Source organism: Bordetella hinzii LMG 13501 (genome assembly GCF_001548475.1).
Classification (GTDB): domain Bacteria; phylum Pseudomonadota; class Gammaproteobacteria; order Burkholderiales; family Burkholderiaceae_B; genus Bordetella; species Bordetella hinzii.
Map to the genome: position 1 here is coordinate 39,719 of NZ_LRUJ01000023.1, position 24,184 is coordinate 63,902.

The window sequence follows — 24,184 nt, forward strand, 5'->3', positions numbered from 1 at the left end:
GTCAACTCTGCAGGATGGAGGAAACCAGCAACTGGGTGTAGGGATGCTGGGGATCGTCCAGGATCTGGTCGGTCAGGCCGCTCTCGACCACGCGCCCGCCGCGCATGACCAGGGTGCGGTGCGCCAGCAGGCGCGCCACGGCCAAATCGTGGGTGACGATGATGGCCGCCAGGCCCAGGTCGGCCACCAGCTGGCGCAGCAGGTCCAGCAGGCGGGCCTGCACCGAGACGTCCAGCGAAGCGGTGGGCTCGTCCATGAAGACCAGGCGCGGACGGGTCACCAGGTTGCGCGCGATCTGCAGGCGCTGCTGCATGCCGCCCGAGAACTGCGACGGCGCGTCGTCCACGCGGGCCACATCGATCTCCATCTTGCGCAGCCAGGCCGAGGCCTCGCCGCGCAGCTCGCCGTAATGGCGCCCGCCGATGGCCATGAGGCGCTCGGCCACGTTGGCGCCCGCGCTCACGCGCATGCGCAGGCCATCGCGGGGGTTCTGGCGCACGAAGCCCCAATCCGTGCGGGCCAGCAGGCGCAGCCGCGCCTCGGTCAGGCTGGCCAGCGATACCGGCCCCTGGTCCCGGGTGTCGAACCAGACGCTGCCCGACTCCGGCATGACCTGCCAGGACACGGCTTGCAGCAGCGTGCTCTTGCCCGAACCGGACTCTCCCACCACGCAAAGCACTTCGCCCGGGAAGAGATCGAAACTGACGCCGCGGCAGCCATGCACGCCGTCCCAGGTATGGGTCAGCTCGCGTACCGACAGCAAGGGCTGCTCTGTCATGCGGCCTCCCGCGCGGCGGTGAAGTCAGGCCCGCGATGGCCGGCGGCCAGGCGGCCGGCGCAGTATTCCGTATCCGAGCACACAAAGCGGCGCGCGCCTTGGTCGTCCATGATGATCTCGTCCAGGAAACTGTCGCGCGCGCCGCATTGGGCGCAGCAATCGCGCCATTGCTCGACGCGGAAAGGATGGTCTTCGAAGTCCAGGCTCTTGACGCGCGTATAAGGCGGCACGGCGTAGACCCGCTTCTCGCGCCCGGCCCCGAAAAGCATGAGGGCGGGGCTGCCGTCCAGCTTGGGATTGTCGAATTTGGGGATGGGCGAAGGCCGCATCAGGTAGCGCCCGTTGACCACCACCGGATAGTCGTAAGTGGTGGCGATATGCCCGTGGCGCGCGATGTCCTCGTAGAGATTGACGTGCATGCCGCCATACTCGGCCAGCGCGTGCATGACGCGCGTCTCGGCCTCGCTGGGCTCCAGCCAGCGCAGCGGCTCGGGGATGGGCACCTGGAACACCATGATCTGCCCTTCGGACAGCGGGGTTTCGGGGATGCGGTGGCGGGTCTGGATCAGGGTCGCCGCGCGCGTGGATTCGGTCGTCCTCACGCCCGTCACCCGGCCGAAGAAGCGCCGGATATTGATGGCATTGGTGGTGTCGTCCGAACCCTGGTCGATGACTTTGAGCACATCTTCGCGCCCGATGATGGAAGCCGTCACCTGGATGCCGCCAGTGCCCCAGCCGTAGGGCAGCGGCATCTCGCGCCCGCCAAAGGGCACTTGGTAGCCGGGAATCGCCACGGCCTTGAGCAGCGCGCGGCGGATCATGCGCTTGGTCGACTCATCCAGATAGCCGAAGTTGTAGGCGTTGTCGGTCATGATGCGAAAACCTCATCGGTCCGGGCCGGGCTGGCCTGGGCCTGTTCGAACTCGGCGCGCAGGCGGCGCACCAGTTCCAGATTGGCTTGGAAATCGACGTAGTGCGGCAGCTTCAGGTGCTGCACGAAACCCGAGGCCTCCACGTTGTCGCTGTGGTAGAGCACGAACTCATGATCGTTGGCCGGCGCGTCCGCCGCCTCGCCCAGCTCGCGCGCGCGCAGGGCGCGGTCCACCAGGGCCATGGACATGGCGCGGCGCTCGCCGTAGCCGAAGGCCAGCCCATAGCCGCGGGTAAAACGCGGCGCCTGGCGGGCGGCGCCACCAAATTGGCTGACCATCTGGCATTCGGTCAATTCGATCTCGCCCACGGTGACGGCATATCCCAACTCCTCGATCACCATCTCGACCTCGGCGTCGCCCAGCCGTATCTCGGCCGCGAAAGGATGGGTATTGCCGTAGCCGCGCTGGGTGGAATAGCCCATGGACAGCAGAAAACCCTCGTCGGCCCGCGCCAGGTTCTGCAAGCGGGCGGCGCGGTCCGCCGGAAACCGCAGCGGTTCGCGCGTCAGGTCATAGGGCGCGGGATCCCCGTCGGCCGGAAGTTCCGGATCGATGAGCGCGTCGCGCGCCAGCAGTTCGGTCACGCGCGGCATGGGCTCGCCGGCCGCCGTGCCCGAGGGCGCCGCCGCGGGCGGCTCGCGCGCCTCGTCGAGCAAGGAAAAATCCAGCAGCCGCTGGGTGTAATCGTAGGTCGGCCCCAGCATCTGTCCGCCGGGCAGGTCTTTGAAGGTCGACGAGATGCGGCGCTGCAGGCGCATCGCGGCGGTATCCACCGGCCGCGTATAGCCGAAGCGCGGCAGGGTCGTGCGATAGGCGCGCAACAGGAACACGGCTTCGATGGCGTCGCCCGCGGCCTGCTTGAGCGCCAGCGCGGCGAGCTGCGGGTCGTAAAGCGAGCCCTCGGCCATGACCCGCGAGACGGCCAGCGGCATCTGCTCGCGGATCTGCGCGATGGATAGCTCGGGCACGCGGAGATCGCCGCGCCGGTAGTGGTCCAGCAGGCGGTAGGAATTGAGGATGGCCTTCTCGCCACCTTTGACGGCTACATACATATCAGGGCTCCACGATGGTGCTGCGGGGCAGGCCGCTCAGCCGCTCTGCCTGCGTGAAGAAGACGTCGACGCCCAGCGGAAAGCGTTGGTGGTTGCGTTTCCACTCCGCCCAGAACCCCTCGGGCAGGCCCTGCACCGCCAATTGGCGGCGTCCCGGGATGCCGGGCCCGGCCAGGTTCACGCCGGGCGCCTGCGCCAGGCCGGCGACCTCCAGGATGAGCGTGGCGGAGCGGTCCGGGTAGGCGGGGTCGCCTTGCGCAAGCTGCGACAGCTCGGGCGCCACGTGGCCGGCGGGCACCGCCACGAAGGCGGCCAGCGCGGCCTCCCCGGTCAGCGGGCAACCGCAATGAAAGCGCAGATAGGCGGCCACCGAGGGATGCACGCCAGGCGGCAGCCAGACAGGGGTATCGGCGTCGGCCAGCGTCAAAAGCAAGCCTGTCATGGCGCGGCCCAGTCCTGGCGGCAGTTCCTGGCTGCCGGTCATCGCCGTGACGCGGCCCGGCTGGGCCAAGGCGTCCAGGGCCAGCCGGAAGCTCGCCTGGGCTTCATCCACCGGGGCGCTGAAACCCGCCAGCGGCAGCACGGTTGTCGTGTTCATATCAGTCCTCGCCCCGCACCATCGTGAAGAATTCAACCTTGGTGGCCGCCGCCTGGCCGGCTCGCCGCGCACGGCGCTCGCCGCGCGCCCGCTCCAGGGGATCGAGCACCTCGTCGCGCAAGCGCTGCCGCCACTGGGGCAATTGCATCAAGGCATCCAGCAAGGCCGCCTGGCGCGCATGGCGCGCATTGCGTCCCTGCACATAGGCCACGCCCATCACTCCTTGCGGCAGGGCAAGCGCGCAGCGCGTGATGGTCATCTCGCCGAGGTTGAACTGCGCGCCGGTGCCGCCGCTGCGGGCCCGCACCATGGTCATGCCGGTCTGCGGCTCGCGCAGCATGCGCGGCTCGGGCAGGCCGGCCAGGCCGCCAAACAGCCGATCCAGCTCATCGGGGTGCGCCAGGGCCAGCGTGCGCATCCAGGCGGCCCGCGCGTCCCGGTCTTGGGGTGCAGCTTGGGTTTCCATATTTCCTCTAAACGTCTAGATGATTTGGAGGCAGTGTAGCCAGCGACAGCCTCCACTTCAACAAACCGGGATGAATTTTTGATGACAATCGCCCTTGGGCCCGACATGGGGCAAAATGCGGCAGTTCATGGGCGCGTGCCCGATCTTGACACGAGAAAGACATATGGTTGAACGAGGTTCCGGCGTTGCCGTGTGGCGACAGATAGGCGAGCAATTGGCCGAAGACATCCGGGCCAAGCGCTATCCGGCCGGCGAGCAGATGCCGCCCGAACCCGAACTGGCGGCGCGCTTTGGCGTCAACCGCCACACCATCCGCCGCGCCATGTCCGAACTGGAACAGCTGGGGCTGGTGCGTATCGAACAGGGCCGGGGCACCTTCGTGCAGGAGCATGCCATCGATTACGCCATCGGGCGGCGCACGCGCTTTTCCGAGAATCTGCGCAGCCAGGGCCTGGACGGCCATGTCGAGCTGCTCGACAGCCAGACCCTGCGCGCACCCGACATCGCGCGCCACCTGGGTCTGGCGCGCAATGCCTCGCTGCTGCGCGTGGCCCTGGTCGGCCGCGCCGAACTGGCCCGCGGCGAACACACGCCCATCAGCGTGTCCGAACACTATCTGGAGGCCAGGCGCTTTCCCGGTTTCGCCGAAGCGCTGCAAGCCCAGCGTTCGATCTCCAAGGTCTATGCGCATTTCGGCATACAGGACTACACGCGCAAATGGTCGCGCATCACGGCCGTCCTGCCCCCGGCCGAGACGGCGCGCCAGCTCGGCCAGCCCAAGACCCGGCCCATCCTGCAGGTGGAGGCCTTGAACGTCGACGCCGACGGCCGGCCCTTGCAATACGGCGTTACCCGCTTTGCCGGCGACTGGGTGCAGCTCCTGATCGACGAGAACGCCTGACATCCTTCCCGGCGCTGGGCAAGAGCCACCTAAATTCGTCTAGACATCCGGTTGTCATGATGTCGGCGTAGCTTGACGGACATGAACCCATACACCGCCCTCCACACGCCGCTGGCCGGCATACGCGGCCGCCGCGTACTCACCCCTTCCGGGCTGGCCGAAGCCGCCCTGTCGTTTGATGCGGACGGCCTGCTGTCGTCCGGCGAGGGCGGCGGTGCCTGGCTGGACGCCGGCGATCTGCTGGTCCTGCCCGGCATCGTCGATTTGCATGGCGACGCTTTCGAGCGCGCCATCATGCCGCGGCCGCGCGTCTCCTTTCCGTACGACAACGCGCTCTACGACGTCGACCGGCAGCTGCTGGCCCAAGGCATCACGACCGAGTTCCACGGCGTGACCCTGTCCTGGGAAGGCGGCCTGCGGGGCGCCGCTTATGCCGAGCGCATGTTCGATGCGCTGGCCCGCGTGCGCGCGCAGCTGGGTTCGCGGCATTGCGTGCACCTGCGCTTCGAGACGCATCACATCGACGGCCTGGAATTGGCCCAGCGCTGGATACAGGACGGCAAGGTGCAGTTCGTGGCCCTGAACGACCACCTGCCCGGCATGGCCAAGCGGCTGGGCGACGAACGCAAGCTGATGCAGTATGCCGACCGCGCCGAGTGCGACATCGACGTCTTCCGCGACCGTATCCGCGCGGCCATGTCGCGCAGCGGCGAAGTCGCCGGCGCCATGCGCCAGCTGGTGCAAAGCGCGCGCCAGGCCGGCCTGGCCGTCGCCTCCCACGATGATCCGGATTGCGCCACGCGCCGGTACTACCATCAGCTGGGCTGCACGGTCGCCGAGTTCCCCCTGAACGAAGCCGCCGCCCGCCTGGCGCGCGACCTCGGCAATTCGGTGGTTTTCGGCGCGCCCAATGTCGTGCGCGGCGGCAGCCATACCGGCGCGCCCAGCGCTTCGGAAATGGTGCGCCAGGGCCTGTGCGATGTGCTGACCTCCGATTACTACTATCCGGCGCCGCTGGCCGCCGCGCTCCAATTGGCGCAGCATGAAGGCCTGGCCCGCGCCTGGAGCCTGGTGTCCCTCAATCCCGCCCGCGCGGCCGGCCTGGGCGACCGGGGCCAGCTGCGGCCCGGCCTGCGCGCCGACCTCATCGTCGTGGACGACAGCATCCCTGGCCTGCCGCGCGTGCGGGCCACCGTGGTCGACGGCCAGCTGCGCTACGCCACCCACGCCCTGCAAGCCCAGACTTCGCTCCTGGCGGCCTGAACATCATGCCGGCCGCCTATCGCTATGCGCTCTACCTGGCCCCCACCGGTCCCTGGGGCGAACTGGGGCGGCGATGGCTGGGCCGCTGCCCGGACCGGGGCCTGGCCCTGCCCAGCCCTGCCCCGGCCGGCTGGGTGCGCGCGCCGCGCCACTATGGCCTGCACGCCACCCTCAAAGCCCCCTTCCGCCTGGCCGCCCAGGCCAGCCCCGAGGCCCTGGACGAGACGGCGCGCCGTCTCGCGCGGCGGCACCGCCCGTTCGAGCTGCCGCTGGCCCTCACGCGCCTGCGCGGCTTTCTGGCATGGTGCGTGCCGCCGCGGGAGCAGGCCGCCCTGCGATCCATCAACACCTTGGCCGAACGCGCGCTGCGCGAGGCCGACGGCCTGCGCGCGCCCCTGAACGAGGCCGAACTCGCCCGTCGCCTGGCCGCGCCGCTGTCCGGCGCCCAAAAGGCCATGCTGGCCCGCTGGGGCTATCCCTATGCGCTGGACACCTTCACCTTCCACATCACGCTGACCGGTTCGCTGGATGCGCACGATCTGGACCAGGCGCAGGCCGAACTGGCCCGGCAAAGCCAGGCTTGGTCTTCGCAAGCCATGCCGGTCGATGCCTTGAGCGTCTACGTGCAGCCCGAGCCGGGCGCGGACTTCCTTGTGGCACGCCATTATGGGTTTGACGGGGCCTGTGCCGACGGCGTGGGCGCGGCCTGGCTGTCCTCGACATGAAGGGCCGGGGCCTGATCTACCTGATGGGTCCATCGGGCAGCGGCAAGGACACGCTGCTCGGGCTGCTGCCCGCCCTGCTGCCGCCGCAATTCCGCGTGCGCATCGCGCAACGCTGGGTCACGCGCCCGGCGCGCGACGAGGCCTCCTGCTATTTGCCGGCCGAAGCGTTCGACCACAGGGCGGCGCGCGGCGGCTTCGCCCTGCACTGGAAGAGCCATGGGCTGGCCTACGGCATCGGCATCGAGATCGAGGACTGGCTCGCCCTGGGCGACAGGGTCGTCGTCAATGGCTCGCGGCAATACCTGGCGCAGGCCCATGCCCGCTATCCCGGCCTGACCGCCGTGAACATCACAGTGCGGGCCGAACTGCTGGCCCAGCGGCTGCGCGCGCGCGGCCGCGAGGGTGAACACGACATCCAGGCCCGGCTGGCCCGCGCCCAGGCGCCCTTCGCGCTGCCGGCGCGCTGCCGGTATGTCGATATCGCCAACGATGCCGCCCCCGCCGTGGCCGCCCAGGCCCTGGCGCGCGTGGTCATCAGCGCCTGAACGGCGCGCTTCTGCCGGGCATAAAAAAAGTGGCGCGCCCCGCGCGCCACGTCAAAGGCCGCGCCACGAGGGCGCGGCAGTGCTTTCGTCACCTCAGACCAGCATGGCGCGGATACGCGCGGAAATCAGGTCGATGGCGGCCACGAAGGCGATGATGATGATCATGATGGCGCAGGTCTCGGCATAGCGGAAACTGCGGATGATCTCCCACAGCAGCGTGCCGATGCCGCCAGCGCCCACGATGCCCACCACCGAGGCCGAGCGCACATTGGATTCGAAGCGGTAGAGCGACAGGGAAATCCACAGCGGCAAGACTTGCGGGATGACCCCGTAGACCACCTCTTCGACGGCGTTGGCGCCGGTGGCCCGCACGCCCTCGACCGGACGCGGATCAATGGCTTCGACCGCCTCGGAGAACAGCTTGGCCAGCACGCCCGTGGTATGCACCCACAATGCCAGCACCCCGGCGAAAGGCCCCAGGCCCACCGCCACGATGAAGAGCATGGCGAACACCATCTCGTTGATCGCCCGGCAGGCGTCCATGAGCCGGCGCAGGGGCTGGTGGACCCAGACCGGCGCGATATTGGCCGAACACAGCAGGCCCAGGGGCACCGCCGCCACGACCGCCAGGAAGGTCCCCCAGACGGCGATCTGCACGGTCACCACCATCTCATCGAGATACTGGCGCCAATCGCGGAAGTCCGGCGGAAAGAAGTCGGCGGCGAAACTCGCCATATTGCCGGAGTCACGCAGCAGATCCAGCGGGCGCATGTCGGCGCCCTTCCAGGACAAGGCCAGGATGGCCAGCGCGACCGCCCAGGCCAGCATGGCGGGCAGCGAGGCGCGCGGCCCCGGGTTGTGGACGACAGGGGTGGCGGCGGTGCTCATGGGCTGTCCTGCTTACTGGGCGGCCTGCTTCTGCAAGGCCGCCAGCTTGTCGTCCAGCTCGGCGACACGCTTGCCGCGGTCGGCCTCGCTCATATTGGCATCGGCCTGCACGCGCGCCTTTTCCTTGGCGTACTCCAGCTGGCGGATGGGGATGAGCTGCTGGTTGTCCGAGGCGCGGAAGCCCTTATACGTCAGGCCCTTGAGCACTTCCTGCTCGCGGGCGGCATCCTTGCCCTTGCCGTAGTTGACGAAGAAGTCGCGCAGCTTGGCCTTCATGTCGGCCGGCAGGTCCGAGCGCCACACCATGGGGTCGGCGGGAATCAGCGGCGACTTCCAGACCACGCGCACGGTCTCGGTGGCGTCCTTGCCGGTGGCGATGCGATAGCGCTCCAGCGCTTCCGTATTGGCCACGGCGACATCGACCTGCTTGTTGATGACCGACAGCAGATTGGTTTCGTGGTTGGCCACGCGCACATTCTTGAACAGCGTCTTGGGATCGACCTTGTTGGCGGCCCACAGGTAATAGCCCGGCACCAGGTTGCCCGAGGTCGAATTGGGATCGCCCGTGCCGAAGCTCAGGTTCTTGCCGTTCTTGATGATGTCTTCGACGCTGGTGTAGGGGCTGGCCTTGTTGACCAGCAGCACCGACCAATAGCCCGGGTTGCCGTCCTTGTCGATGACCGAGGCGAACACCTCGCCCTGGGCGCGGTCCACGGCCTCCATGGCCGACTTGTTGCCATACCAGGCCAGCTGCACCTTGTTAAAGCGCATGCCTTCGATGATGCCGGCATAGTCGGAGGCGAAGAAAGGCTTGACCGGCACGCCCACGGCCTTGGACAGGTCGTCGATCAGGGGTTGCCAGGCGGACTTCAGGTTGCTCGACGATTCCGTCGAGATGATGCCGAAATTCAGCGTCTTGGCGTCTTGGGCCTGGGCGGCGCCCGCCACGGCGGCCGAGGCGAGCAGGATGCAGAAGGTTCTGCGCAGCATGATGGTGGAGCTCCAGAGATGAGCAGGTAGGAAAACGGAGGGCGGCGCTTCAGGCCACCAGGGCCAGCTCGGCCGCCCGTTCGGGCTCGGCGCGAGGCGGCATCAGGTCGGCAAGCTCGGTGCCATAGAGGGCTTGCAACATGGCCGGTGTGAGGGCCTGGGCCGGGCCGTCGTACACGACCTGGCCCTGGCGCAGGGCCACCACGCGCGGGCAATAGCGCATGGCGACATCCACCTGGTGCAAGGACACGACCACGGCCACGCCCTGCTCGCGATTGATGCTGGCCAGGGTGTCCATGACCCGGCGCGAAGACTCGGGATCCAGCGAAGCAATGGGTTCGTCGGCCAGGATGACGCGGGCGTTCTGCACCAGGGTGCGGGCGATGGCCGCGCGCTGCTGCTGGCCGCCAGACAGCGTGGAGGCGCGCTGGAAAGCATGCTCGTGGATGCCGACACGCGCCAGTGCCTGCAGGCCGACGCCGATCTCATCGCGGCGGAACAGGCGCAGCAAGCTGCGCCACATGGGCAGGCGCGGCAACATGCCGGTCAGCACGTTGACGATGACCGGCAGGCGGCCCACCAGGTTGAATTGCTGGAACACAAAGCCGATGCCGGCCCGGGCGCCGCGCACGCGGCGGCTGATGCGGCCATCGGCCTGGATCGGCTCGCCATAGACCGCCACCCGGCCGCTGTCGGCCGCCACGAAACCGGCGACATGGCGCAGCAAGGTGGACTTGCCCGAACCGGAAGCGCCCAGCAGGGCGACCATTTCGCCCGGCGCCACGCGCAGGCTCACGGCGTCCAGGGCGCGCGTGCCAGCCTTGAAGGATTTGGAGAGGCCTTCCACCTCGATGGCGTACTGGGTCATGGTCTATCCCCTTGTGGTGAGTCCATTGCGGGGATTCTGGGTGGCCACAATGACCGCCTGATGACGCCATGGCCGCTGAAATGCCGCTGAAAAAAGGGCCACTGAGGCCTTTTGACATCAAACCGTCATCGAGCGGCCGATATGAGGGGCCGATTCAGGGTTTGTGCTAGGCATGACGTGGTATCCGCGCTACAATCGGGATTGTCTTATCCACAGGGTCTGGCCGGGCTCACCAATAGACCGCATTCGCGATCTCCCTCCCCAGGCCCCGCGGGCTACGGTTTACCGCTACCCGCAGCTTCTTCCGGCAAGCCAGCTTGCCGCGACCAAGCCGCGCTTGACCGCGCACATTGCCCTCGCGGCGTGAGTACCCGCCTGATCCAGCCCCTTGGGGCCGGCCCGTACCCGTGCCAGTTGCGGCGCCTTCGCGCCGCGCTGCTCTCTTGCGCTGGGCGTTTGGCGCATGCCCAGGCATGCGCGCACTGAAAAAAGGAGTCTATACATGGCGAAAGAAGAACTCATCGAGCTGCAAGGCGTCGTCGACGAAGTGCTGCCCGACAGCCGCTATCGTGTCACCCTGGACAACGGCGTCGAAGTGGGCGCCTACGCCTCGGGCCGCATGCGCAAGCACCGCATCCGCATCCTGGCCGGCGACCGCGTCACCCTGGAAATGTCCCCCTACGACCTGACCAAGGGCCGTATCAACTTCCGCCACAAAGACGAGCGTCCCTCCTCGGGCCCCGCGCGTCCGATGGTGCGCCGCTGACGCCTCCCGGGCGCTAGGACGGGAACTAGGCCGGTTCACGGCCTGTCCTGGCGCGATCGTCGCGGCCGCCGGCATGGGAAAATCGCGGCATGAGCACCCCCAGCCCCGATCCCGCCCAAACGCTGCGCCAGGCCGCCGACCGCCTGGCCCGCGCCCGGCGTGCGCACGAGCACGGCGAACGCGGCCTGGCCCTGCTGATGCAATCGCGGGAAAACTTCATCAACAGCCTGCGCAACACCGGGCTGAACTACGCCCAGGCCAAAATCAAATTCGACATCTGCCTGGAACAACAGCGCGACCTGCAAAAACGCATCACGCGGGAGCTGGAGTACGCGCAGCGGAATTACCTCCAGCTGGTGTCGGACACCGCCAAGGTGTGACCCGGGCCTGCCGCCGCGCCGGCATGTGCCTGACCCGAATTATTTCAGGAATATCGCAGGATCCACCCGAGCATCATTGAGGCTGACGTTCCAGTGCAGGTGGGGGCCGGTCGCGCGGCCGGTGGCGCCGACCTTGGCGACGACGGCGCCGCGGGCCACGTCGTCGCCCAGTTGGACGTTGATGGCCGACAGGTGGGCGAACATGCTGACCAGGCCCTGTCCATGGTCGATGAAGAGGGTCTTGCCATTGAAGAAATAGTCGCCGACCAGCACGACCTTGCCGGCGGCGGGCGCCTTGACCGGGGTGCCGGCCGGCACCGCGAAGTCCAGGCCGGAATGCGGATTGCGCTCTTCGCCGTTGAAGAAGCGCCGCAGCCCGAAGGGGCTGGACAGCCGGCCGCCCTGCACGGGGCGGTCCAGGATCACATTGCTGGGCGTGACGTCGGCGCGGAATGCGCCGTAGGCGGCATTCTGGGCAGCCAACTCACGCTCGATGCGCTTCATGTCCTCCGGATTGGGATTGACCTGGCGCGGGTTCTTCAGCGTGATGTGCTGGGCGGCATATTGTTTGCCCCGCACCGTGAAGGCGATCTCGCGCGAGCGCCCGTCCTGGCTGACCGACAGCGTCTGCTGGCCGGCGGGGACCTTCAGGCCGATGCCGACCACGGCCACCCAGGCAGTATCGCTATCGCGCACGACCAGCACCGGGCGGCCTTGGAAGCGGGCGCGGGGCGCTTGCGGCGAGGCGCCCAGACTGATCACGGCAATACCGCCCGGCACGGGCTGGTGCAGGCTGCGCGCGATGTAGCCGCCGGCTTGCGCCCGGGCCACCGCCGGCAGCCAGGCCGGCAGCGCCGCCGCCATGCCGGCGGCCAGGAAAACCCGCCGCCTCACAGGCAAAGATTGGCCGACTCGGCCAGGGGCTGGGCGCGTTGCGGCAGGCGCGAAGCCAGCCGCACATCGGTCTTGCCGCGATAGGTGCTGGCGCTGAGCACGGATTCCACGCCCAGGGAGCCATCGACGACCAGTTCCAGGCCGTCGCGCAGCGGCTGCTGCTTGAACGTTACGCCCAGCCCTTTCCAGGCCGCCCCCACGCACTCGGCGTAATCCGCTGCGCTGCGTTGCGTGGAGCCATAGAACACCGGATCCAGGGAACGGATGTCCTTGGCGGTCACGCAGGCGGCCAAGGGCGCAGCAAGCGCGAGAATGAGGGCAAGACGGATTTTCATGAGAGATTCCAGACAGCGAAAAACTGCGCCCAACTATACCGCAGGGCCCGGGGTCAGGCCTGGGCGGGGCGTTGGGCGGACTTGGGCCGGAAGGCCTTGACGATCTCGCCGCGCGTCTCGATGTAGGGCCCGCCGATGAGGTCGATGCAATAAGGCACGGCGGCGAAGATGCCGGGCACGCGCACCGCGCCGTTCTCGTCCTTCAGGCCTTCCAGTGTCTCGCGTATGGCCTTGGGCTGGCCGGGAAGGTTCAGGATCAGGGCGGCATGGCCGGCCGTCTCGCGCAGCACGCCCACCTGCCGCGACAGGATGGCGGTGGGCACGAATTGCAGGCTGATCTGGCGCATCTGCTCGCCAAAACCCGGCATCTCGCGCGTGGCCACCGCCAGGGTGGCCTCGGGCGTGACGTCGCGCCGGGCTGGGCCCGTGCCGCCGGTGGTCAGCACCAGGTCGCAGCCGGCCTGGTCCACCAGCTCCGTCAATGCCGCCGAAATCGCGGCGCGGTCATCGGCCACCAGGCGCTCGACCGCCTGCCAGGGCGAAGCCAGCGCCCGGCCCAGCCATTCGCGCAGGGCGGGCAGGCCCTGGTCCGCATACACGCCGGCGCTGGCGCGGTCGGAAACCGATACCAGGCCGACGATGAGCGCATCGGGATGGCTGCGGGTAATGGGGGTCATGGTTGTCACGGCGTATCCATCGAAAGCGGCGGGCCTGGCCCGGAACACAAAATGCTACCGCAAGGCCAGGCGGCTCGGGGACACGTCACAAATCTGCAATAATCTCGGGACTCCACATCGGCTCGCACCCATGCTCGATCTCTTCTCCGGCCTGGACCTCTGGATCGGTCTCAGCCTTGTTCTGGCCCTCACTTTTGTACTCGCCTTCGAATTCATCAACGGTTTCCACGACACGGCCAACGCCGTGGCCACCGTCATCTACACCAAGGCCATGCCGCCGCATCTGGCGGTCGTGCTTTCCGGCATATTCAATTTTCTCGGCGTGCTGCTTGGCGGCGTGGGCGTGGCCTACGCCATCGTGCACCTGCTGCCCGTAGAACTGCTCATCAATGTCGACACCGGGCGCGGCCTGGTCATGGTCTACGCCATGCTGGCCTCGGCCATCGCCTGGAACCTCGGGACCTGGTATTTCGGCATCCCCGCCTCCAGCTCCCACACCCTGATCGGCTCTATCCTGGGCGTGGGGCTGGCCAACGCCCTGCTCACGCACGTGCCCCTGGGCGCCGGCGTGAACTGGGGCAAGGCGGTCGATATCGGCCTGTCGCTGCTGGTCTCCCCGGTGGCGGGTTTCCTGGTCGCCGCGGGCGTGCTGGTCCTGCTCAAGCGCATCTTCCCGCTGTCCAAGATGCACAAAACCCCCGAACAGCGCCGCGCCCTGGACGCCAAGAAGCATCCGCCCTTCTGGAACCGCCTGGTGCTGGTGCTCTCGGCCATGGGCGTGAGCTTCGTGCACGGCTCCAACGATGGCCAGAAAGGCATCGGGCTCATCATGCTGGTCCTGATCGGCATCGTGCCGGCCAAGTTCGTGCTCGACGTCAACGCCACCACCTATCAGATCGACCGCACCCGCGACGCAGCCGCCCACCTGTCGGCCTTCTATGACCGCAATGCCGCCACCCTGGGCGATTACCTGGCGCTGTCGCGCGGCGGCAAGGGCAGCGACCTGCCCGCCAACTTCCGCTGCGATCCGCAACTGACCACGGCGACCATCGACGCGCTGCAGACCCGCCTGAAGGGCGTGCACGACTATGCCCAGCTCGCGCCGGCCGACCGCGTGGCGGTGCGCCGCTACCTGCTCTGCCTGGACGACACCGCCAAGAAAGTCCTGGCCGGGCAAAATCTCGATGCGCGCGAGCGCACCGACCTGCAGCGCCTGCGCGCCGACCTGACCGCCACCACCGAATACGCGCCCCTGTGGGTGATCGTCGCGGTGGCGCTGGCCCTGGGCACGGGCACCATGGTCGGCTGGCGCCGCGTGGTCCTGACCGTGGGCGAGAAAATCGGCAAGCAGGGCATGACCTACGCCCAGGGCATGGCGGCCCAGGTGACCGCCGTGGGCGCCATCGGCCTGGCCAATGTCTTCAGCCTGCCGGTCTCCACCACCCATGTGCTGTCCTCGGGCGTGGCGGGCACCATGGTCGCCAACCGCAGCGGCCTGCAAGGCAGCACGGTGCGCAACATCCTGCTGGCCTGGGTGCTGACCCTGCCCGCCTCCATGCTGCTGGCCGCCGGCCTGTACTGGATCGGCATCATGATCGTGGGCTGACGGCAAGGAGTAATATCTCCTCATGTCCGCTCCGGTCCTGCACTACATCTATGACCCGCTTTGCGGCTGGTGCTACGGCGCCAGCCCGCTGGTCGACGCCTCGCGCGCCATCGAGGGACTGCGCATCGAGCCCCATGGCGGCGGCATGATGATGGGCGGCAACCGCCGCCCCGTCAGCGAAGCCTTGCGCAACTACGTCATGCCGCATGATGAACGCATCGCGGCCATGACGGGCCAGGTGTTCGGGCCGGATTATTTCGACGGCCTGCTGCGCGACACGACGGCCGTGTTCGACTCCGCCCCGCCGACCACGGCGGTGCTGGCCGCCGCCGAGCTGGGCGGGCAGGACGCCGCGCTGGACATGCTCAAGCGCATCCAGACCGCCCACTACGTCCAGGGCAAGCGAGTGGCGGAGCTGGAGGTGTTGGCCGCCCTGGCCAGCGAGATCGGCCTGGCCGCGGGCGACTTCGCCGTCCGCTGGGAACAGCTGACCGGCGCCGCCCTGCACGCGCATATCGCCGACAGCCGCGCCCTGCTGGAGCGGCTGGGCGGCACGGGCTTTCCGACCTTCGCCTTGCAGACCCTGCATGGCTACACCGTGCTGGAACCCGGCCGCTATCTCGGCCGTCCCGCCGAATGGCAGCATATGCTGCGCACCCGCATCGCGGCCGCGCAGCCCTGAACGCCTTACTCGAGCGGTCCGCCGTCGCGCTGCAGGGCGCGGTGCAAGGCCGGCCGGTCGGCCAGGCGCTCGATATAGCTCGAAAAAGGCTCGGTCTCGGGCATGGCGCCCACGCGCGTCAGGTATTGCATGGCGCCGCCCAGCACCACGTCCGCCGCGCTGAAGGCTTCGCCCAGCAAATAGGGGTGCGCCTGCAGGCGGCGGCTCAGCACCGTGAGCACTTCCTCAAGCGAGGCCCAGCCGAAGGGCCCGGGCTCGTTCTCGATCTTGCGCACGCTATCGGCGATGGCCGGCTCGAACACCCCGGTGGAATACGCCAGCCAGCTCAGATAAGGCCCGCGCAGCGGATCGCCGGCCAGCGGGCCCAGCCCCCGGTCGGGAAAAAGATCCGTGAGATAGAGGGCGATGGCGGGCGTCTCGAATACCGGCACGCCGTCATGGACCAGGGCGGGCACCTTGCCATGCGGATGGATCTGCCGATAGCTGTCCGGCGGCGGTTCGCCCTGGCCGCGCCGGCGGATGGCCACGTTCTGGATGGCGTAGGACACGCCAAGTTCTTCGAGCAGCCACAGCGTGCGGAAAGAACGCGATTGCGGCGCGTGATAGAGCGTCAACATGGGCAGGATCTCCTGGGGGGGCGCGCCACGCGCGCCTGCCCGTCCATTGTGCCTGCAGGCGCGGTTCAGCCCAAGCCTGCCAGCATGGCCCCATAAACGATCAGCCCCGCGATGACCGCCACGCCGCTGTTGCCCGACAGCCGGACGGCCAGCGCCGTCACGGCCAGCCCGGCCAGATATGGCAAGAGCGCGGCGACCCGCTGCCCGCCCCAGAGATCCGGCACGATGACGGCCGCCGCGATGGCGGCCAGCAGCGCCGGCCCCAGGGCCGAGAGCGCCGAACCCTCTTCGGACAGCTTGCGCAGCAGCCGGTTGCGCGAAGACAGCATGAAAGGCAGCCCGCGCGTGAGATAGGTGATGACGGCCATGGCCAGCACCGCCGCCCAGAAATCCAGCCCGCCCTTCATGCCTTGTCCTTGCGAAAAACCAGGCAGCCCGCCAGGGCGCCCATGAGAATGCCCAGCGTGCCGTGGCCGGCCGCGGTCAACACCGCGCTCACGCCAAAGCCGGCGGCCAGCGGCAGCAGCAGGCCGCGCCGGACTGTCTGGCAGACCAGCGCCAGGAAAAGCGCCGGCAAGGCGAAACGCATGACCTGGGACAGCACCGGATAGTGCTGCTCCAGGCCGTCTCCGGCGAACACGCCCACGGCGGTGCCGGCGATCCACGTCAGCCAGGCGCCCAGGCCCAGGGCCGTCATCCAGCGCGCGCGCTGCGCGGGCGGGACGTCGCCCAGCTGCTGCAGCGCGGTGGCGAATACCTCGTCAGTCAGCAGAAACGCCAGGCGCAGCCGGGTGCGCAGGGATTCGGGCAGCAGGCGGCCCAGGAGAGGGCCATAGAGCAGATGGCGGGCGTTGAGCAGCGAACACAGCGCCACCACCCATAGCCAGGGCGTGCCCGACTTGATGGACGCCAGCAGCAGGAACTGGCTGGCGCCGGCATAGACCAGGGCCGATATCAGGATGACCTGGTAGGGAGCCAGGCCCACGCCGGTCGCGGCGATGCCAAAGGCCACCGCCACCGGAAAATACCCGATCATCACGGGCAGGCAGGCCCTTGCGCCCGCCGCGGCGCCCAAGGGCGCCGGTACAGCATCGGATTTCATGGGTTCGCAGTGTGTCGAAACCCCTATTGTAAGGAGGGCCGCGCCGGCCTCAATTGCCCAGGCCCAGGGCGCGCAGCTGTCCTTTGAGGCGGCGGATTTCCTGGCTCAGGTCCAGGATGAGCGCGGCGGCGTCCAGGCCCGCGCCAAAATCGCGCTCCAGCCGGCGCGCATCCATGGCCCGGCGCAGATCGGTGCTCTCGAAACGCCAGGCCGCCGGATGGCTCCCGTGCGCGGCGACGATGCCGACCTCGACCAGGCGGGCGACCCACTCGACCTCGGCTTCGCAGGCTCGCGCCAGGTCCTCGGCGGTCAGGGGATCCGTAGGGCAGACAACGGTGGTATGGGTGACGGTGATGGATTTCATCTTCAGACCCCCAAGTTGCGACGTGGATTGAACGGCAGTTGTTCAGCCAGCGTTTTGTAGGCCTGGCGCGCCGCATCAGTATCGGCCGGCGGCAACACCAGGTCCAGCACAAGATACAAATCCCCCGGCGGATCGCCCGGAATGCCGCGTCCGCGCAACCGCAGCTTGCGGCCGTTGCGGGATCCGGCCGGCACCGACACCTCCAGCGTGCCGCCGGGCGTGGGCACCTGGATGGAAGCGCCCAGGGCCGCCTCCCAGGGCGCGATGGGCAGATCCATGTAGAGGTCGCGGCCTTCGGCGCGATAGCGCCCATGGGGCCGGAACCGGATTTCCAGGTAGAGATCGCCCGCTTCGCCGCCGCCATAACCGGGCAGGCCCTGGCCGGCCAGGCGGATGAACTGCCCTTCGCGCACCCCGGCCGGGATGTTCACGCTCAGGGTGCGGCTGCGGATCTGCGGCTGCCCTTGGGCGTCGGGCTGCATGGAGCGCAGGCTGATCTCGCGCGTGGCGCCGTGCAGGGCATCGTCGATCTCGACTTCGATGGCCGCGTGCTGGTCTTCGCCGCGCGCGCGGAAATTCTCGTGCTGGGCGCGGCGGCGCTGTTGGCCGCCGAACAGCGCCGAGAAGAAATCGCTGAAATGCGGGTCGCCCTCGCCGCCCGGCTGATAATGGAATTCAAAACCCTGGTCCCAGCCCGGCGGCGGCTGGAAGCCCCCGTCGGGCGACACGCCGGCGGCCAGATTGTCGTAGGCCTGGCGCTTTTCCTTGTCGCGCAGCACATCGTAGGCTTCGTTGACATCGCGCATGCGCGCCTCGGCATCGCTTTCCTTGCTGACGTCGGGATGGTATTTGCGGGCCAGCTTGCGGTAGGCGCGGCGGATGTCGTCTTCGGAGGCGGAACTTTCCACGCCGAGAATCTTGTAGTAGTCCTTGAACTCCATATTCCGGCTCTCTTCCATAAACAGGTGCCCCAGGGTGGAACCCGGTGGGGATCAGCGGCCTGATTCCGACGCGGGGCGGGCAACCGGCGCCTGGAGGCAGGGCGTGCGACTTTTACAAGATAGGGGTTATGGCCGGGATTTTCAATCGCGCCGGCCGCGCGCCCGCGCACGGCATAATCACGGATTCCTACATCAACATGCCCGAGAGCCGTGATCGCCATCACCCAAGCCGATTTCCAAGACCCCGCCCATGCCCAGGCCGTGCTGGACCTGCTGGACGAGTACGCCCGCGACCCCATGGGTGGGGGGGAACCGCTGTCGGCCCATGCGCGGGCGAACCTGATTCCCGAGCTGGCGCGCCGCCCCGCCGCGCGCGCGCTCATCGCCTGGGCGGATGGCCAGCCCGCGGGGCTGGCCATCACCTTCGAAGGCTTCTCGACCTTCGCCTGCCAGCCGTTGCTGAACCTGCACGACTTCATGGTGTCGTCGCGCTTTCGCGGCCAGGGCATCGCCCAGCGGCTGCTGGCCGCGCTGGACGACCTCGCGCGCGGCCTGGGCTGCTGCAAGATCACGCTCGAAGTCCTCGAAGGCAACGAGGCCGCGCGAGCCCTCTACCGCAAGGCCGGCTACGACGGCTATGCCCTGCAGGAAGCAACCGGCCGGGCCCAGTTCTGGCAAAAAAAACTCGCCGCCTGACTCCTTTCCCCTCTTTTAGCAGGATCCCGCCATGAAAATGCACGACATCCCTTTCGGCGTCACCGACTGGAGCCAGGTGCCCCCGACAGAACATCCCGGCGACACCGGCAAGGCCATCTGGCGCACCCGCCACTTCGGCGATATCCGGGTACGCATGGTGGAGTACACACCGGGCTATCTGGCCGACCACTGGTGCAGCAAGGGCCACATCCTGTTCTGCCTGGAAGGCGAGCTGCACACCGAACTCGAAGACGGCCGGCGCTTCGTGCTGACCCCCGGCACCAGCTACCAGGTAGCCGACCAGGCCGAAGCCCACCGCTCCTCGGCCCCGTCCGGCGCGCGGCTTTTCATCGTCGATTGAGGCCGCCGCGCCACAGGCCCGATGACCCGGCGCGGCGCATGCGCTACCCTTGAGGCACGATGCGCCGCGCTGTCGGAGACCCCTGTTGAATCCTGCCCTGACGCTGTATCTCGATTCGAATTTTCTCAGTCCCTATGCCATGTCCACGCACGTGGCCCTGGCCGAGAAAACCCTGCCGTTCGAAATCCGGCTGGTGGACCTGGCCGCCTGTGAGCAATTCATGGCGCCCTATGCGCAGCGCGCGCCCACCTGCCGGGTCCCCGCCCTGTCGCACGAGGGTTTCCACCTCACCGAATCGAGCGCCATCGAGGAATACCTCGAAGAATGCTTCCCGCCGCCGCGCTATCCCGCGCTGTACCCGGCCGATACCCGGGACCGCGCCCGGGCGCGCCAGCTGCAGGCCTGGCTGCGCAGCGATCTGCTGGCCCTGCGCCAGGAACGCCCCACTGAAAACGTCTTTTATGCCGAGGCCGACACGCCGCTTAGCGATGCCGCGACGCCGGCCATGGGCAAGCTGCTGCGCGTGGCCGAATTGCTGCTCAAGCCCGGCCAGCGCGAACTGTTCGGCGCCTGGTCCATCGCCGACACCGAACTGGCCCTCATGCTCAAGCGCCTGACCCGCGCCGAGCTGCCGGACTGGCTGGCCGACTATGCCGATCATCAATGGCAAAGAGCCTCGGTCCAGCAATGGCTGCGCCACAACCAGGACGCGCGCAACTAAGAGGAGGCCGGGCATGCTGCTGCTGGACCACGTTTCCATTGCCGTGCCCGACCTGGCCATAGCCCGTCCCTTTTATCATGCCATCATGGCCGTGCTGGGCGCGCGCATCGTCTACGACGACGCCGACCGCATCGGCTATGGCGAACGCAACCGCCCGGGCGATGACGGCCATAGCTATCTGGCCGTCCTGCACAGCCCCGATGCCCGGGCCGCCGCCGGTCGCCATTGGTGCTTCCGGGCGCCCAGCCGCCTGGCCGTGGACCGCTTCCATGCGGCCGCCCTGGCCCACGGCGGCCAGGATGCCGGTCCGCCCGGCCTGCGCATCCACTACCATCCCCAGTACTATGCCGCCTTTGTCCTGGACCCGGCCGGCAACCGTCTCGAAGCGGTCTGTCATGGATTAGATTAGGATCAAACCGCCATTGTTGCGGCGCAGCATGGGTTTGCGGTGTAATGGACCCATCCCCCCCTCCCGGGGAGCCGGCCACGAGCCGATCTAGCAGGAGACCGCCATGGCAGTTACGGGCACCGCCCCCCAGTCCCATTCCCCCGGCACCCCCGCAAGCGGACAGGACAACCCCTATACGGCACTATTTTCTTCCTGGCCCAGCATACCCGGCCTGCCGGCCGACACGCTCCGGGCCCTACCGGGCCCCGCCCTCCTGCATGCCGCCTACGCCTATGGCGTGGACGCCTGGCAGCGCGGCGTGCTCTATGCCGATGTCATGCGCCAGCGCGGCAACCAATACCTGGTCCATATGGCCAAGCGCGAACCCAACGTGCTGGTCATGGCCTCCGAAGTGCTGCTCGATGGCCGGGAGTTCGAGCGCCCGGTCAACTACATGCTGCTGCGCATCGTGCCGCCGGCCGATACGCCGGCCGACCCCGAAAAACGCCCCTTCCTGGTCGTGGACCCGCGCGCCGGCCACGGCCCCGGCATCGGCGGCTTCAAGCCGGAAAGCGAGATCGGCGTGGCCGTGCGCGCCGGCCACCCTTGCTATTTCGCCTCCTTCCTGCCGCAACCGACCCCCACCCAGACGGTCGAGGACGTCATGCGGGCCGAGGCGCGCTTCCTGGAGGAAATCATTGCCCGCCATCCGGATGCCGAAGGCAAGCCGGTGGTGGTGGGCAATTGCCAGGCGGGCTGGCAGATCATGATGACCGCGGCCATGCGTCCGGAACTCTTCGGCCCCATCATCGTGGCCGGCGCCCCGCTGTCCTATTGGGCCGGCTGGCGCGGCAAGAATCCCATGCGCTACTCAGGCGGCCTGCTGGGCGGCTCCTGGCTCACCGAACTGACCAGCGACGTGGGCAACGGCAAGTTCGACGGCGCCTGGCTGGTGCAGAACTTCGAGAACCTCAATCCGGCCAATACGCTCTGGAGCAAGCAGTACAACCTCTATGCCAAGGTCGACACCGAGGCCCCGCGCTACCTCGAGTTCGAAAAATGGTGGGGCGGCCACGTCTTCCTGAACGCCCCGGAAATCCAATACATCGTCGACAATCTTTTCGTCGGCAACCGGCTGGCGACCGCCGGCCTGGTGACCTCCGACGGCATCCGCATCGACCTGCGCAACATCCGCTCGCCCATCATCGTCTTCTGCTCCAAGGGCGATAACATCACGCCGCCGCCCCAGGCGCTGGGCTGGATCACCGACCTCTATCAAGACGACAAGGAAGTCATCGCCCACGGCCAGACCATCGTCTACGCGGTGCACGAAAGCATCGGCCACCTCGGCATCTTCGTGTCGGGCAGCGTGGCCCGCAAGGAGCACCAGGAGTTCACCAGCAACATCGACATGATCGATATCCTGCCGCCCGGCATCTACCAGACGGAGATCGCGGACAAGACGCCGCAGACCGCCAATGCCGAGCTGGCCCAGGGCAACTATGTGCTCTCCTTTGCCCGCCGCAACCTGGACGACGTGCGCGAGATCGTGCAGCGCATCGAGGAGGACGACCGGCGCTTCGCCGCCGTGGCGCGCATCTCCGACATCAACCTCGGGATGTACCGCAGCTTCCTGCGCCCCTGGATACAGGCCGGGGTGACGCCGCAATCGGCCGAGTGGGCGCAGCGCCTGCATCCCTTGCGCCTGCCCTATGAACTGATCTCCGACCGCAATCCGGCGATCGCCCCCATTGCCAAGGTGGCCGACCAGGTGCGCGAGCACCGCGAACCGGTGGCCTCCGACAATCCTTTCCTGGTGGCCCAGCAGATGATGTCGCAGGCCATCGTCGCGGGCCTGGAGATCTTCACCGAATTGCGCGACGCCGCCGTCGAGCGCAGCTTCATGAACATCTACGGCTCACCGCTGGTGCAGGACTGGGCCGGCCTGGGCGCGCGGCCCGGCGCGCCGCGCAAGCACCCCGGCGTCTCGCCCGAGCACCTGGACTTCATGCGCGCGCGCCACGCCGAACTGCGCGCCCGCATCAACCAGGGCGGTGCCCGCGAAGCGGCCATCCGCATGCTGCTGGCCGTCTCCGGCGCCGGCGGCGGCCTGGATGAGCGCAGCTACGCCATGATCCGCCAGCTGCGCGCCGACTCCGAGACCAGCATCGCCCTGCAAGACTTCAAGGACGCGGTGCGCGACCAGGCCCTGCTCATGCTGATGGACGGCCCGGCCGCCGTGCGCGCCATCCCCAAACTGCTGGAAAACGTGCCCGCCGACGGTATCCGCCTGACGCTGGCCACGATGCGCCATATCGTCGAGGCTACGCAGCCGCTGTCGCCGGGCGCCCAGGAGGCGCTCCAGGAAATGGAGCGCCTGTTCGAGACGGCCGAGCGCCGCGCGCGGCGGCGCGAGGGCGATCATCCTCAGGACATCGCCCAGTTGCCGCTGATCGACGCCTTCAGCGCCACCGAGGTCGGCCGCGCCGCCCTGCAGGCCTCCGGCCTCGAATTGCCGGCCAAGCGCCGCCTCAGCCGCCTGGCCGACAAGCCGGCGGCCAAGAAGACCGCCAGACCGGCGGCCGCCGCCAAGAAAGCCGCGCCGGCGGCCGCCCGCAAGACGGCGCGCAAACCGGCGCCGGCCAAAGCCGCCACGCCCAAACCAGGCGCCCGCGCCCGCAAGCGCGGCTGAGCACCGGAGACCGATCATGACCGATACCCATGCCCCGCACTACGAACGCCTGATCGAACGCGCGCGGCAACTGCCCGCGGCCACCTGCGCCATCGCCCATCCCTGCGACGAAGCCTCGCTGGGGTCGGCGCTGGAGGCCGCGCGCCTGGGCCTGTTGGTGCCCACCCTGGTCGGCCCCCAGCGCAAGATCCGGGAAGTGGCCGAACACTGCGGGCTGGATCTCACCTCGATCGAAATCGTCGACACGCCGCACAGCCACGCTTCGGCCGCCGCGGCCGTCGAGCGCGTGCGCGGCGGCCAAGCCTCGCTGCTCATGAAGGGCAGCCTGCACACCGACGAACTCATGCACGAAGTCGTGGCGCGCGACACCGGGCTGCGCACCGGCCGGCGCATCAGCCACGTCTTCATCATGGACGTCCCCAGCTATGCCGAGCCGCTGTTCATCACCGACGCGGCCATCAATATCTTCCCCGACCTGGAAACCAAGGCCGACATCATCCGCAACGTGATCGAGCTGCACCTGGGCCTGGGCCTGGGCACGCCGCGCGTGGCCATCCTGTCGGCCGTCGAACAGGTCATGCCGGCCATCCCCGGCACCATCGAGGCTGCCGCCCTGTGCAAGATGGCCGACCGCGGCCAGATCGTGGGCGGGGTGCTGGACGGCCCGCTGGCGCTGGACAATGCCATCAGCCCCGAAGCAGCCAAGGTCAAGGGCATTGTCTCCCCGGTCGCCGGCCGCGCCCAGGTGCTGGTCGTGCCCGACCTGGAGGCGGGCAACATGCTGGCCAAGAACCTCACCTTCCTGGCCGGCGCCGACGCCGCCGGCATCGTGCTGGGCGCGCGCGTGCCCATCATCCTGACCAGCCGAGCCGACAGCGCGCGCTCGCGCCTGGCCTCCTGCGCGGTGGCCATGATCTACGCCCACCACCTGGCCCGCACGGCCCCGCTGCTGTGAG

General features: G+C 68.3%; 30 protein-coding genes. 14 read left to right on the top strand and 16 right to left on the bottom strand.

What is annotated here, in order from left to right:
- Window position 1 precedes the first annotated feature (1 nt).
- From phnK to phnG, 5 genes are read right to left on the bottom strand one after another with little or no spacing between them, the layout of a single operon-like run.
- On the bottom strand, window positions 2-778 hold the full coding sequence (gene phnK / locus AXA74_RS15300) for a phosphonate C-P lyase system protein PhnK (protein WP_029577520.1): 777 nt from the start codon (window positions 776-778) through the stop codon (window positions 2-4).
- A complete protein-coding gene (locus AXA74_RS15305) occupies window positions 775-1,650 on the bottom strand; it encodes an alpha-D-ribose 1-methylphosphonate 5-phosphate C-P-lyase PhnJ (RefSeq protein ID WP_029577521.1) in 876 nt (291 codons plus the stop codon). Before AXA74_RS15305 ends, phnK begins: the two co-directional genes overlap by 4 nt.
- A complete protein-coding gene (locus AXA74_RS15310; RefSeq protein ID WP_032955559.1) occupies window positions 1,647-2,762 on the bottom strand; it encodes a carbon-phosphorus lyase complex subunit PhnI in 1,116 nt (371 codons plus the stop codon). Before AXA74_RS15310 ends, AXA74_RS15305 begins: the two co-directional genes overlap by 4 nt.
- 1 nt (window position 2,763) lies before the next feature.
- Entirely contained in the window at window positions 2,764-3,360 is a 597-nt protein-coding gene (gene phnH, locus AXA74_RS15315) for a phosphonate C-P lyase system protein PhnH (protein ID WP_032978599.1), read from the bottom strand.
- Window position 3,361: 1 nt separating this feature from the next.
- A complete protein-coding gene (phnG, locus tag AXA74_RS15320; protein WP_032978601.1) occupies window positions 3,362-3,826 on the bottom strand; it encodes a phosphonate C-P lyase system protein PhnG in 465 nt (154 codons plus the stop codon).
- 163 nt (window positions 3,827-3,989) lie between these two features.
- On the opposite strand from phnG, the gene phnF reads away from it, so the two are divergent.
- From phnF to phnN, 4 genes are all read left to right on the top strand, one after another.
- Window positions 3,990-4,727, top strand: a complete 738-nt coding sequence (gene phnF, locus AXA74_RS15325; protein ID WP_032955557.1) for a phosphonate metabolism transcriptional regulator PhnF — start codon at window positions 3,990-3,992, stop codon at window positions 4,725-4,727.
- Between the two features lie 81 nt (window positions 4,728-4,808).
- The gene (locus tag AXA74_RS15330) at window positions 4,809-5,990 is read left to right on the top strand and encodes an alpha-D-ribose 1-methylphosphonate 5-triphosphate diphosphatase (RefSeq protein ID WP_029577526.1); all 1,182 of its coding nucleotides are present in this window, start codon (window positions 4,809-4,811) and stop codon (window positions 5,988-5,990) included.
- A 5-nt stretch (window positions 5,991-5,995) separates the two neighbouring features.
- A complete protein-coding gene (locus AXA74_RS15335) occupies window positions 5,996-6,715 on the top strand; it encodes a DUF1045 domain-containing protein (protein WP_029577527.1) in 720 nt (239 codons plus the stop codon).
- Window positions 6,712-7,260, top strand: a complete 549-nt coding sequence (gene phnN / locus AXA74_RS15340) for a phosphonate metabolism protein/1,5-bisphosphokinase (PRPP-forming) PhnN (RefSeq protein ID WP_032978603.1) — start codon at window positions 6,712-6,714, stop codon at window positions 7,258-7,260. The genes AXA74_RS15335 and phnN overlap by 4 nt, the downstream gene beginning before the upstream one ends.
- Before the next feature lie 93 nt (window positions 7,261-7,353).
- Here the strand turns inward: phnN and phnE are convergent, their stop codons facing one another.
- Genes phnE through phnC form a run of 3 tightly spaced genes read right to left on the bottom strand, consistent with a single transcriptional unit; the run spans window position 7,354 to window position 10,006 of the window.
- Window positions 7,354-8,148 (bottom strand): phosphonate ABC transporter, permease protein PhnE, encoded by a 795-nt coding sequence (gene phnE, locus AXA74_RS15345; RefSeq protein ID WP_029577529.1) that lies wholly within the window; start codon window positions 8,146-8,148, stop codon window positions 7,354-7,356.
- Window positions 8,149-8,160: 12 nt separating this feature from the next.
- Window positions 8,161-9,138 carry a phosphonate ABC transporter substrate-binding protein gene (phnD, locus tag AXA74_RS15350; RefSeq protein ID WP_029577530.1) on the bottom strand — a complete coding sequence of 326 codons (978 nt, stop codon included), beginning with the start codon at window positions 9,136-9,138 and terminating at the stop codon, window positions 8,161-8,163.
- 49 nt (window positions 9,139-9,187) lie between these two features.
- A complete protein-coding gene (gene phnC, locus AXA74_RS15355; RefSeq protein WP_032959536.1) occupies window positions 9,188-10,006 on the bottom strand; it encodes a phosphonate ABC transporter ATP-binding protein in 819 nt (272 codons plus the stop codon).
- Between the two features lie 502 nt (window positions 10,007-10,508).
- Here phnC and infA point away from each other — a divergent pair.
- Together infA and AXA74_RS15365 are read left to right on the top strand one after the other, a co-directional pair.
- Entirely contained in the window at window positions 10,509-10,772 is a 264-nt protein-coding gene (infA, locus tag AXA74_RS15360) for a translation initiation factor IF-1 (RefSeq protein ID WP_029577531.1), read from the top strand.
- Window positions 10,773-10,861: 89 nt separating this feature from the next.
- Window positions 10,862-11,152, top strand: a complete 291-nt coding sequence (locus AXA74_RS15365) for a hypothetical protein (RefSeq protein WP_029577532.1) — start codon at window positions 10,862-10,864, stop codon at window positions 11,150-11,152.
- 39 nt (window positions 11,153-11,191) lie between these two features.
- Here the strand turns inward: AXA74_RS15365 and AXA74_RS15370 are convergent, their stop codons facing one another.
- The 3 genes from AXA74_RS15370 to mog are packed head-to-tail and all read right to left on the bottom strand — an operon-like array spanning window position 11,192 to window position 13,058.
- The gene (locus tag AXA74_RS15370; protein WP_048940603.1) at window positions 11,192-12,016 is read right to left on the bottom strand and encodes a M23 family metallopeptidase; all 825 of its coding nucleotides are present in this window, start codon (window positions 12,014-12,016) and stop codon (window positions 11,192-11,194) included.
- Between the two features lie 26 nt (window positions 12,017-12,042).
- A complete protein-coding gene (locus AXA74_RS15375; RefSeq protein ID WP_029577534.1) occupies window positions 12,043-12,381 on the bottom strand; it encodes a hypothetical protein in 339 nt (112 codons plus the stop codon).
- A 53-nt stretch (window positions 12,382-12,434) separates the two neighbouring features.
- Window positions 12,435-13,058 (bottom strand): molybdopterin adenylyltransferase, encoded by a 624-nt coding sequence (gene mog / locus AXA74_RS15380; protein ID WP_032955553.1) that lies wholly within the window; start codon window positions 13,056-13,058, stop codon window positions 12,435-12,437.
- Between the two features lie 130 nt (window positions 13,059-13,188).
- Here mog and AXA74_RS15385 point away from each other — a divergent pair, with 130 nt between their 5' ends.
- Window positions 13,189-14,664 carry an inorganic phosphate transporter gene (locus tag AXA74_RS15385; RefSeq protein ID WP_029577536.1) on the top strand — a complete coding sequence of 492 codons (1,476 nt, stop codon included), beginning with the start codon at window positions 13,189-13,191 and terminating at the stop codon, window positions 14,662-14,664.
- A 22-nt stretch (window positions 14,665-14,686) separates the two neighbouring features.
- Window positions 14,687-15,346, top strand: a complete 660-nt coding sequence (locus AXA74_RS15390) for a DsbA family protein (protein ID WP_029577537.1) — start codon at window positions 14,687-14,689, stop codon at window positions 15,344-15,346.
- Window positions 15,347-15,351: 5 nt separating this feature from the next.
- Here AXA74_RS15390 and AXA74_RS15395 read toward each other — a convergent pair whose 3' ends face one another.
- The 5 genes from AXA74_RS15395 to AXA74_RS15415 form a co-directional block, all read right to left on the bottom strand.
- Complete coding sequence (locus AXA74_RS15395) at window positions 15,352-15,963, bottom strand: glutathione S-transferase family protein (RefSeq protein WP_029577538.1); 612 nt, start codon at window positions 15,961-15,963, stop codon at window positions 15,352-15,354.
- 65 nt (window positions 15,964-16,028) lie between these two features.
- Window positions 16,029-16,370 carry an AzlD domain-containing protein gene (locus tag AXA74_RS15400; RefSeq protein WP_029577539.1) on the bottom strand — a complete coding sequence of 114 codons (342 nt, stop codon included), beginning with the start codon at window positions 16,368-16,370 and terminating at the stop codon, window positions 16,029-16,031.
- Window positions 16,367-17,065, bottom strand: coding sequence for an AzlC family ABC transporter permease (locus AXA74_RS15405; RefSeq protein ID WP_032955552.1), 699 nt, complete (start codon window positions 17,063-17,065; stop codon window positions 16,367-16,369). The genes AXA74_RS15400 and AXA74_RS15405 overlap by 4 nt, the downstream gene beginning before the upstream one ends.
- A 49-nt stretch (window positions 17,066-17,114) precedes the next feature.
- Window positions 17,115-17,429 (bottom strand): chaperone modulator CbpM, encoded by a 315-nt coding sequence (locus AXA74_RS15410; RefSeq protein ID WP_029577541.1) that lies wholly within the window; start codon window positions 17,427-17,429, stop codon window positions 17,115-17,117.
- 2 nt (window positions 17,430-17,431) lie between these two features.
- Entirely contained in the window at window positions 17,432-18,370 is a 939-nt protein-coding gene (locus AXA74_RS15415) for a DnaJ C-terminal domain-containing protein (RefSeq protein WP_029577542.1), read from the bottom strand.
- Between the two features lie 210 nt (window positions 18,371-18,580).
- Here AXA74_RS15415 and AXA74_RS15420 point away from each other — a divergent pair, with 210 nt between their 5' ends.
- The 6 genes from AXA74_RS15420 to AXA74_RS15445 all read left to right on the top strand — a co-directional run bounded on the left by AXA74_RS15420 (window position 18,581) and on the right by AXA74_RS15445 (window position 24,183).
- Window positions 18,581-19,066, top strand: a complete 486-nt coding sequence (locus AXA74_RS15420) for a GNAT family N-acetyltransferase (protein WP_032978605.1) — start codon at window positions 18,581-18,583, stop codon at window positions 19,064-19,066.
- 31 nt (window positions 19,067-19,097) lie between these two features.
- Window positions 19,098-19,427 carry a DHCW motif cupin fold protein gene (locus tag AXA74_RS15425; RefSeq protein ID WP_029577543.1) on the top strand — a complete coding sequence of 110 codons (330 nt, stop codon included), beginning with the start codon at window positions 19,098-19,100 and terminating at the stop codon, window positions 19,425-19,427.
- Between the two features lie 85 nt (window positions 19,428-19,512).
- Window positions 19,513-20,148, top strand: coding sequence for a glutathione transferase (gene yfcF, locus AXA74_RS15430; protein ID WP_029577544.1), 636 nt, complete (start codon window positions 19,513-19,515; stop codon window positions 20,146-20,148).
- A 13-nt stretch (window positions 20,149-20,161) separates the two neighbouring features.
- Window positions 20,162-20,557, top strand: coding sequence for a VOC family protein (locus AXA74_RS15435; protein WP_029577545.1), 396 nt, complete (start codon window positions 20,162-20,164; stop codon window positions 20,555-20,557).
- Between the two features lie 103 nt (window positions 20,558-20,660).
- Window positions 20,661-23,228, top strand: a complete 2,568-nt coding sequence (locus AXA74_RS15440; protein WP_029577546.1) for a DUF3141 domain-containing protein — start codon at window positions 20,661-20,663, stop codon at window positions 23,226-23,228.
- 16 nt (window positions 23,229-23,244) lie between these two features.
- Entirely contained in the window at window positions 23,245-24,183 is a 939-nt protein-coding gene (locus tag AXA74_RS15445; protein ID WP_029577547.1) for a phosphate acetyltransferase, read from the top strand.
- Window position 24,184 lies beyond the last annotated feature (1 nt).

Excerpts from the sequence above, each read along its gene's own strand:
- phnK (WP_029577520.1), bottom strand. The coding sequence starts at position 778 with ATGACAGAGCAGCCCTTGCTGTCGGTACGCGAGCTGACCCATACCTGG.
- AXA74_RS15305 (WP_029577521.1), bottom strand. The coding sequence starts at position 1,650 with ATGACCGACAACGCCTACAACTTCGGCTATCTGGATGAGTCGACCAAG.
- AXA74_RS15310 (WP_032955559.1), bottom strand. The coding sequence starts at position 2,762 with ATGTATGTAGCCGTCAAAGGTGGCGAGAAGGCCATCCTCAATTCCTAC.
- phnH (WP_032978599.1), bottom strand. The coding sequence starts at position 3,360 with ATGAACACGACAACCGTGCTGCCGCTGGCGGGTTTCAGCGCCCCGGTG.
- phnG (WP_032978601.1), bottom strand. The coding sequence starts at position 3,826 with ATGGAAACCCAAGCTGCACCCCAAGACCGGGACGCGCGGGCCGCCTGG.
- phnF (WP_032955557.1), top strand. The coding sequence starts at position 3,990 with ATGGTTGAACGAGGTTCCGGCGTTGCCGTGTGGCGACAGATAGGCGAG.
- AXA74_RS15330 (WP_029577526.1), top strand. The coding sequence starts at position 4,809 with ATGAACCCATACACCGCCCTCCACACGCCGCTGGCCGGCATACGCGGC.
- AXA74_RS15335 (WP_029577527.1), top strand. The coding sequence starts at position 5,996 with ATGCCGGCCGCCTATCGCTATGCGCTCTACCTGGCCCCCACCGGTCCC.
- phnN (WP_032978603.1), top strand. The coding sequence starts at position 6,712 with ATGAAGGGCCGGGGCCTGATCTACCTGATGGGTCCATCGGGCAGCGGC.
- phnE (WP_029577529.1), bottom strand. The coding sequence starts at position 8,148 with ATGAGCACCGCCGCCACCCCTGTCGTCCACAACCCGGGGCCGCGCGCC.
- phnD (WP_029577530.1), bottom strand. The coding sequence starts at position 9,138 with ATGCTGCGCAGAACCTTCTGCATCCTGCTCGCCTCGGCCGCCGTGGCG.
- phnC (WP_032959536.1), bottom strand. The coding sequence starts at position 10,006 with ATGACCCAGTACGCCATCGAGGTGGAAGGCCTCTCCAAATCCTTCAAG.
- infA (WP_029577531.1), top strand. The coding sequence starts at position 10,509 with ATGGCGAAAGAAGAACTCATCGAGCTGCAAGGCGTCGTCGACGAAGTG.
- AXA74_RS15365 (WP_029577532.1), top strand. The coding sequence starts at position 10,862 with ATGAGCACCCCCAGCCCCGATCCCGCCCAAACGCTGCGCCAGGCCGCC.
- AXA74_RS15370 (WP_048940603.1), bottom strand. The coding sequence starts at position 12,016 with ATGGCGGCGGCGCTGCCGGCCTGGCTGCCGGCGGTGGCCCGGGCGCAA.
- AXA74_RS15375 (WP_029577534.1), bottom strand. The coding sequence starts at position 12,381 with ATGAAAATCCGTCTTGCCCTCATTCTCGCGCTTGCTGCGCCCTTGGCC.
- mog (WP_032955553.1), bottom strand. The coding sequence starts at position 13,058 with ATGACCCCCATTACCCGCAGCCATCCCGATGCGCTCATCGTCGGCCTG.
- AXA74_RS15385 (WP_029577536.1), top strand. The coding sequence starts at position 13,189 with ATGCTCGATCTCTTCTCCGGCCTGGACCTCTGGATCGGTCTCAGCCTT.
- AXA74_RS15390 (WP_029577537.1), top strand. The coding sequence starts at position 14,687 with ATGTCCGCTCCGGTCCTGCACTACATCTATGACCCGCTTTGCGGCTGG.
- AXA74_RS15395 (WP_029577538.1), bottom strand. The coding sequence starts at position 15,963 with ATGTTGACGCTCTATCACGCGCCGCAATCGCGTTCTTTCCGCACGCTG.
- AXA74_RS15400 (WP_029577539.1), bottom strand. The coding sequence starts at position 16,370 with ATGAAGGGCGGGCTGGATTTCTGGGCGGCGGTGCTGGCCATGGCCGTC.
- AXA74_RS15405 (WP_032955552.1), bottom strand. The coding sequence starts at position 17,065 with ATGAAATCCGATGCTGTACCGGCGCCCTTGGGCGCCGCGGCGGGCGCA.
- AXA74_RS15410 (WP_029577541.1), bottom strand. The coding sequence starts at position 17,429 with ATGAAATCCATCACCGTCACCCATACCACCGTTGTCTGCCCTACGGAT.
- AXA74_RS15415 (WP_029577542.1), bottom strand. The coding sequence starts at position 18,370 with ATGGAGTTCAAGGACTACTACAAGATTCTCGGCGTGGAAAGTTCCGCC.
- AXA74_RS15425 (WP_029577543.1), top strand. The coding sequence starts at position 19,098 with ATGAAAATGCACGACATCCCTTTCGGCGTCACCGACTGGAGCCAGGTG.
- AXA74_RS15435 (WP_029577545.1), top strand. The coding sequence starts at position 20,162 with ATGCTGCTGCTGGACCACGTTTCCATTGCCGTGCCCGACCTGGCCATA.
- AXA74_RS15440 (WP_029577546.1), top strand. The coding sequence starts at position 20,661 with ATGGCAGTTACGGGCACCGCCCCCCAGTCCCATTCCCCCGGCACCCCC.
- AXA74_RS15445 (WP_029577547.1), top strand. The coding sequence starts at position 23,245 with ATGACCGATACCCATGCCCCGCACTACGAACGCCTGATCGAACGCGCG.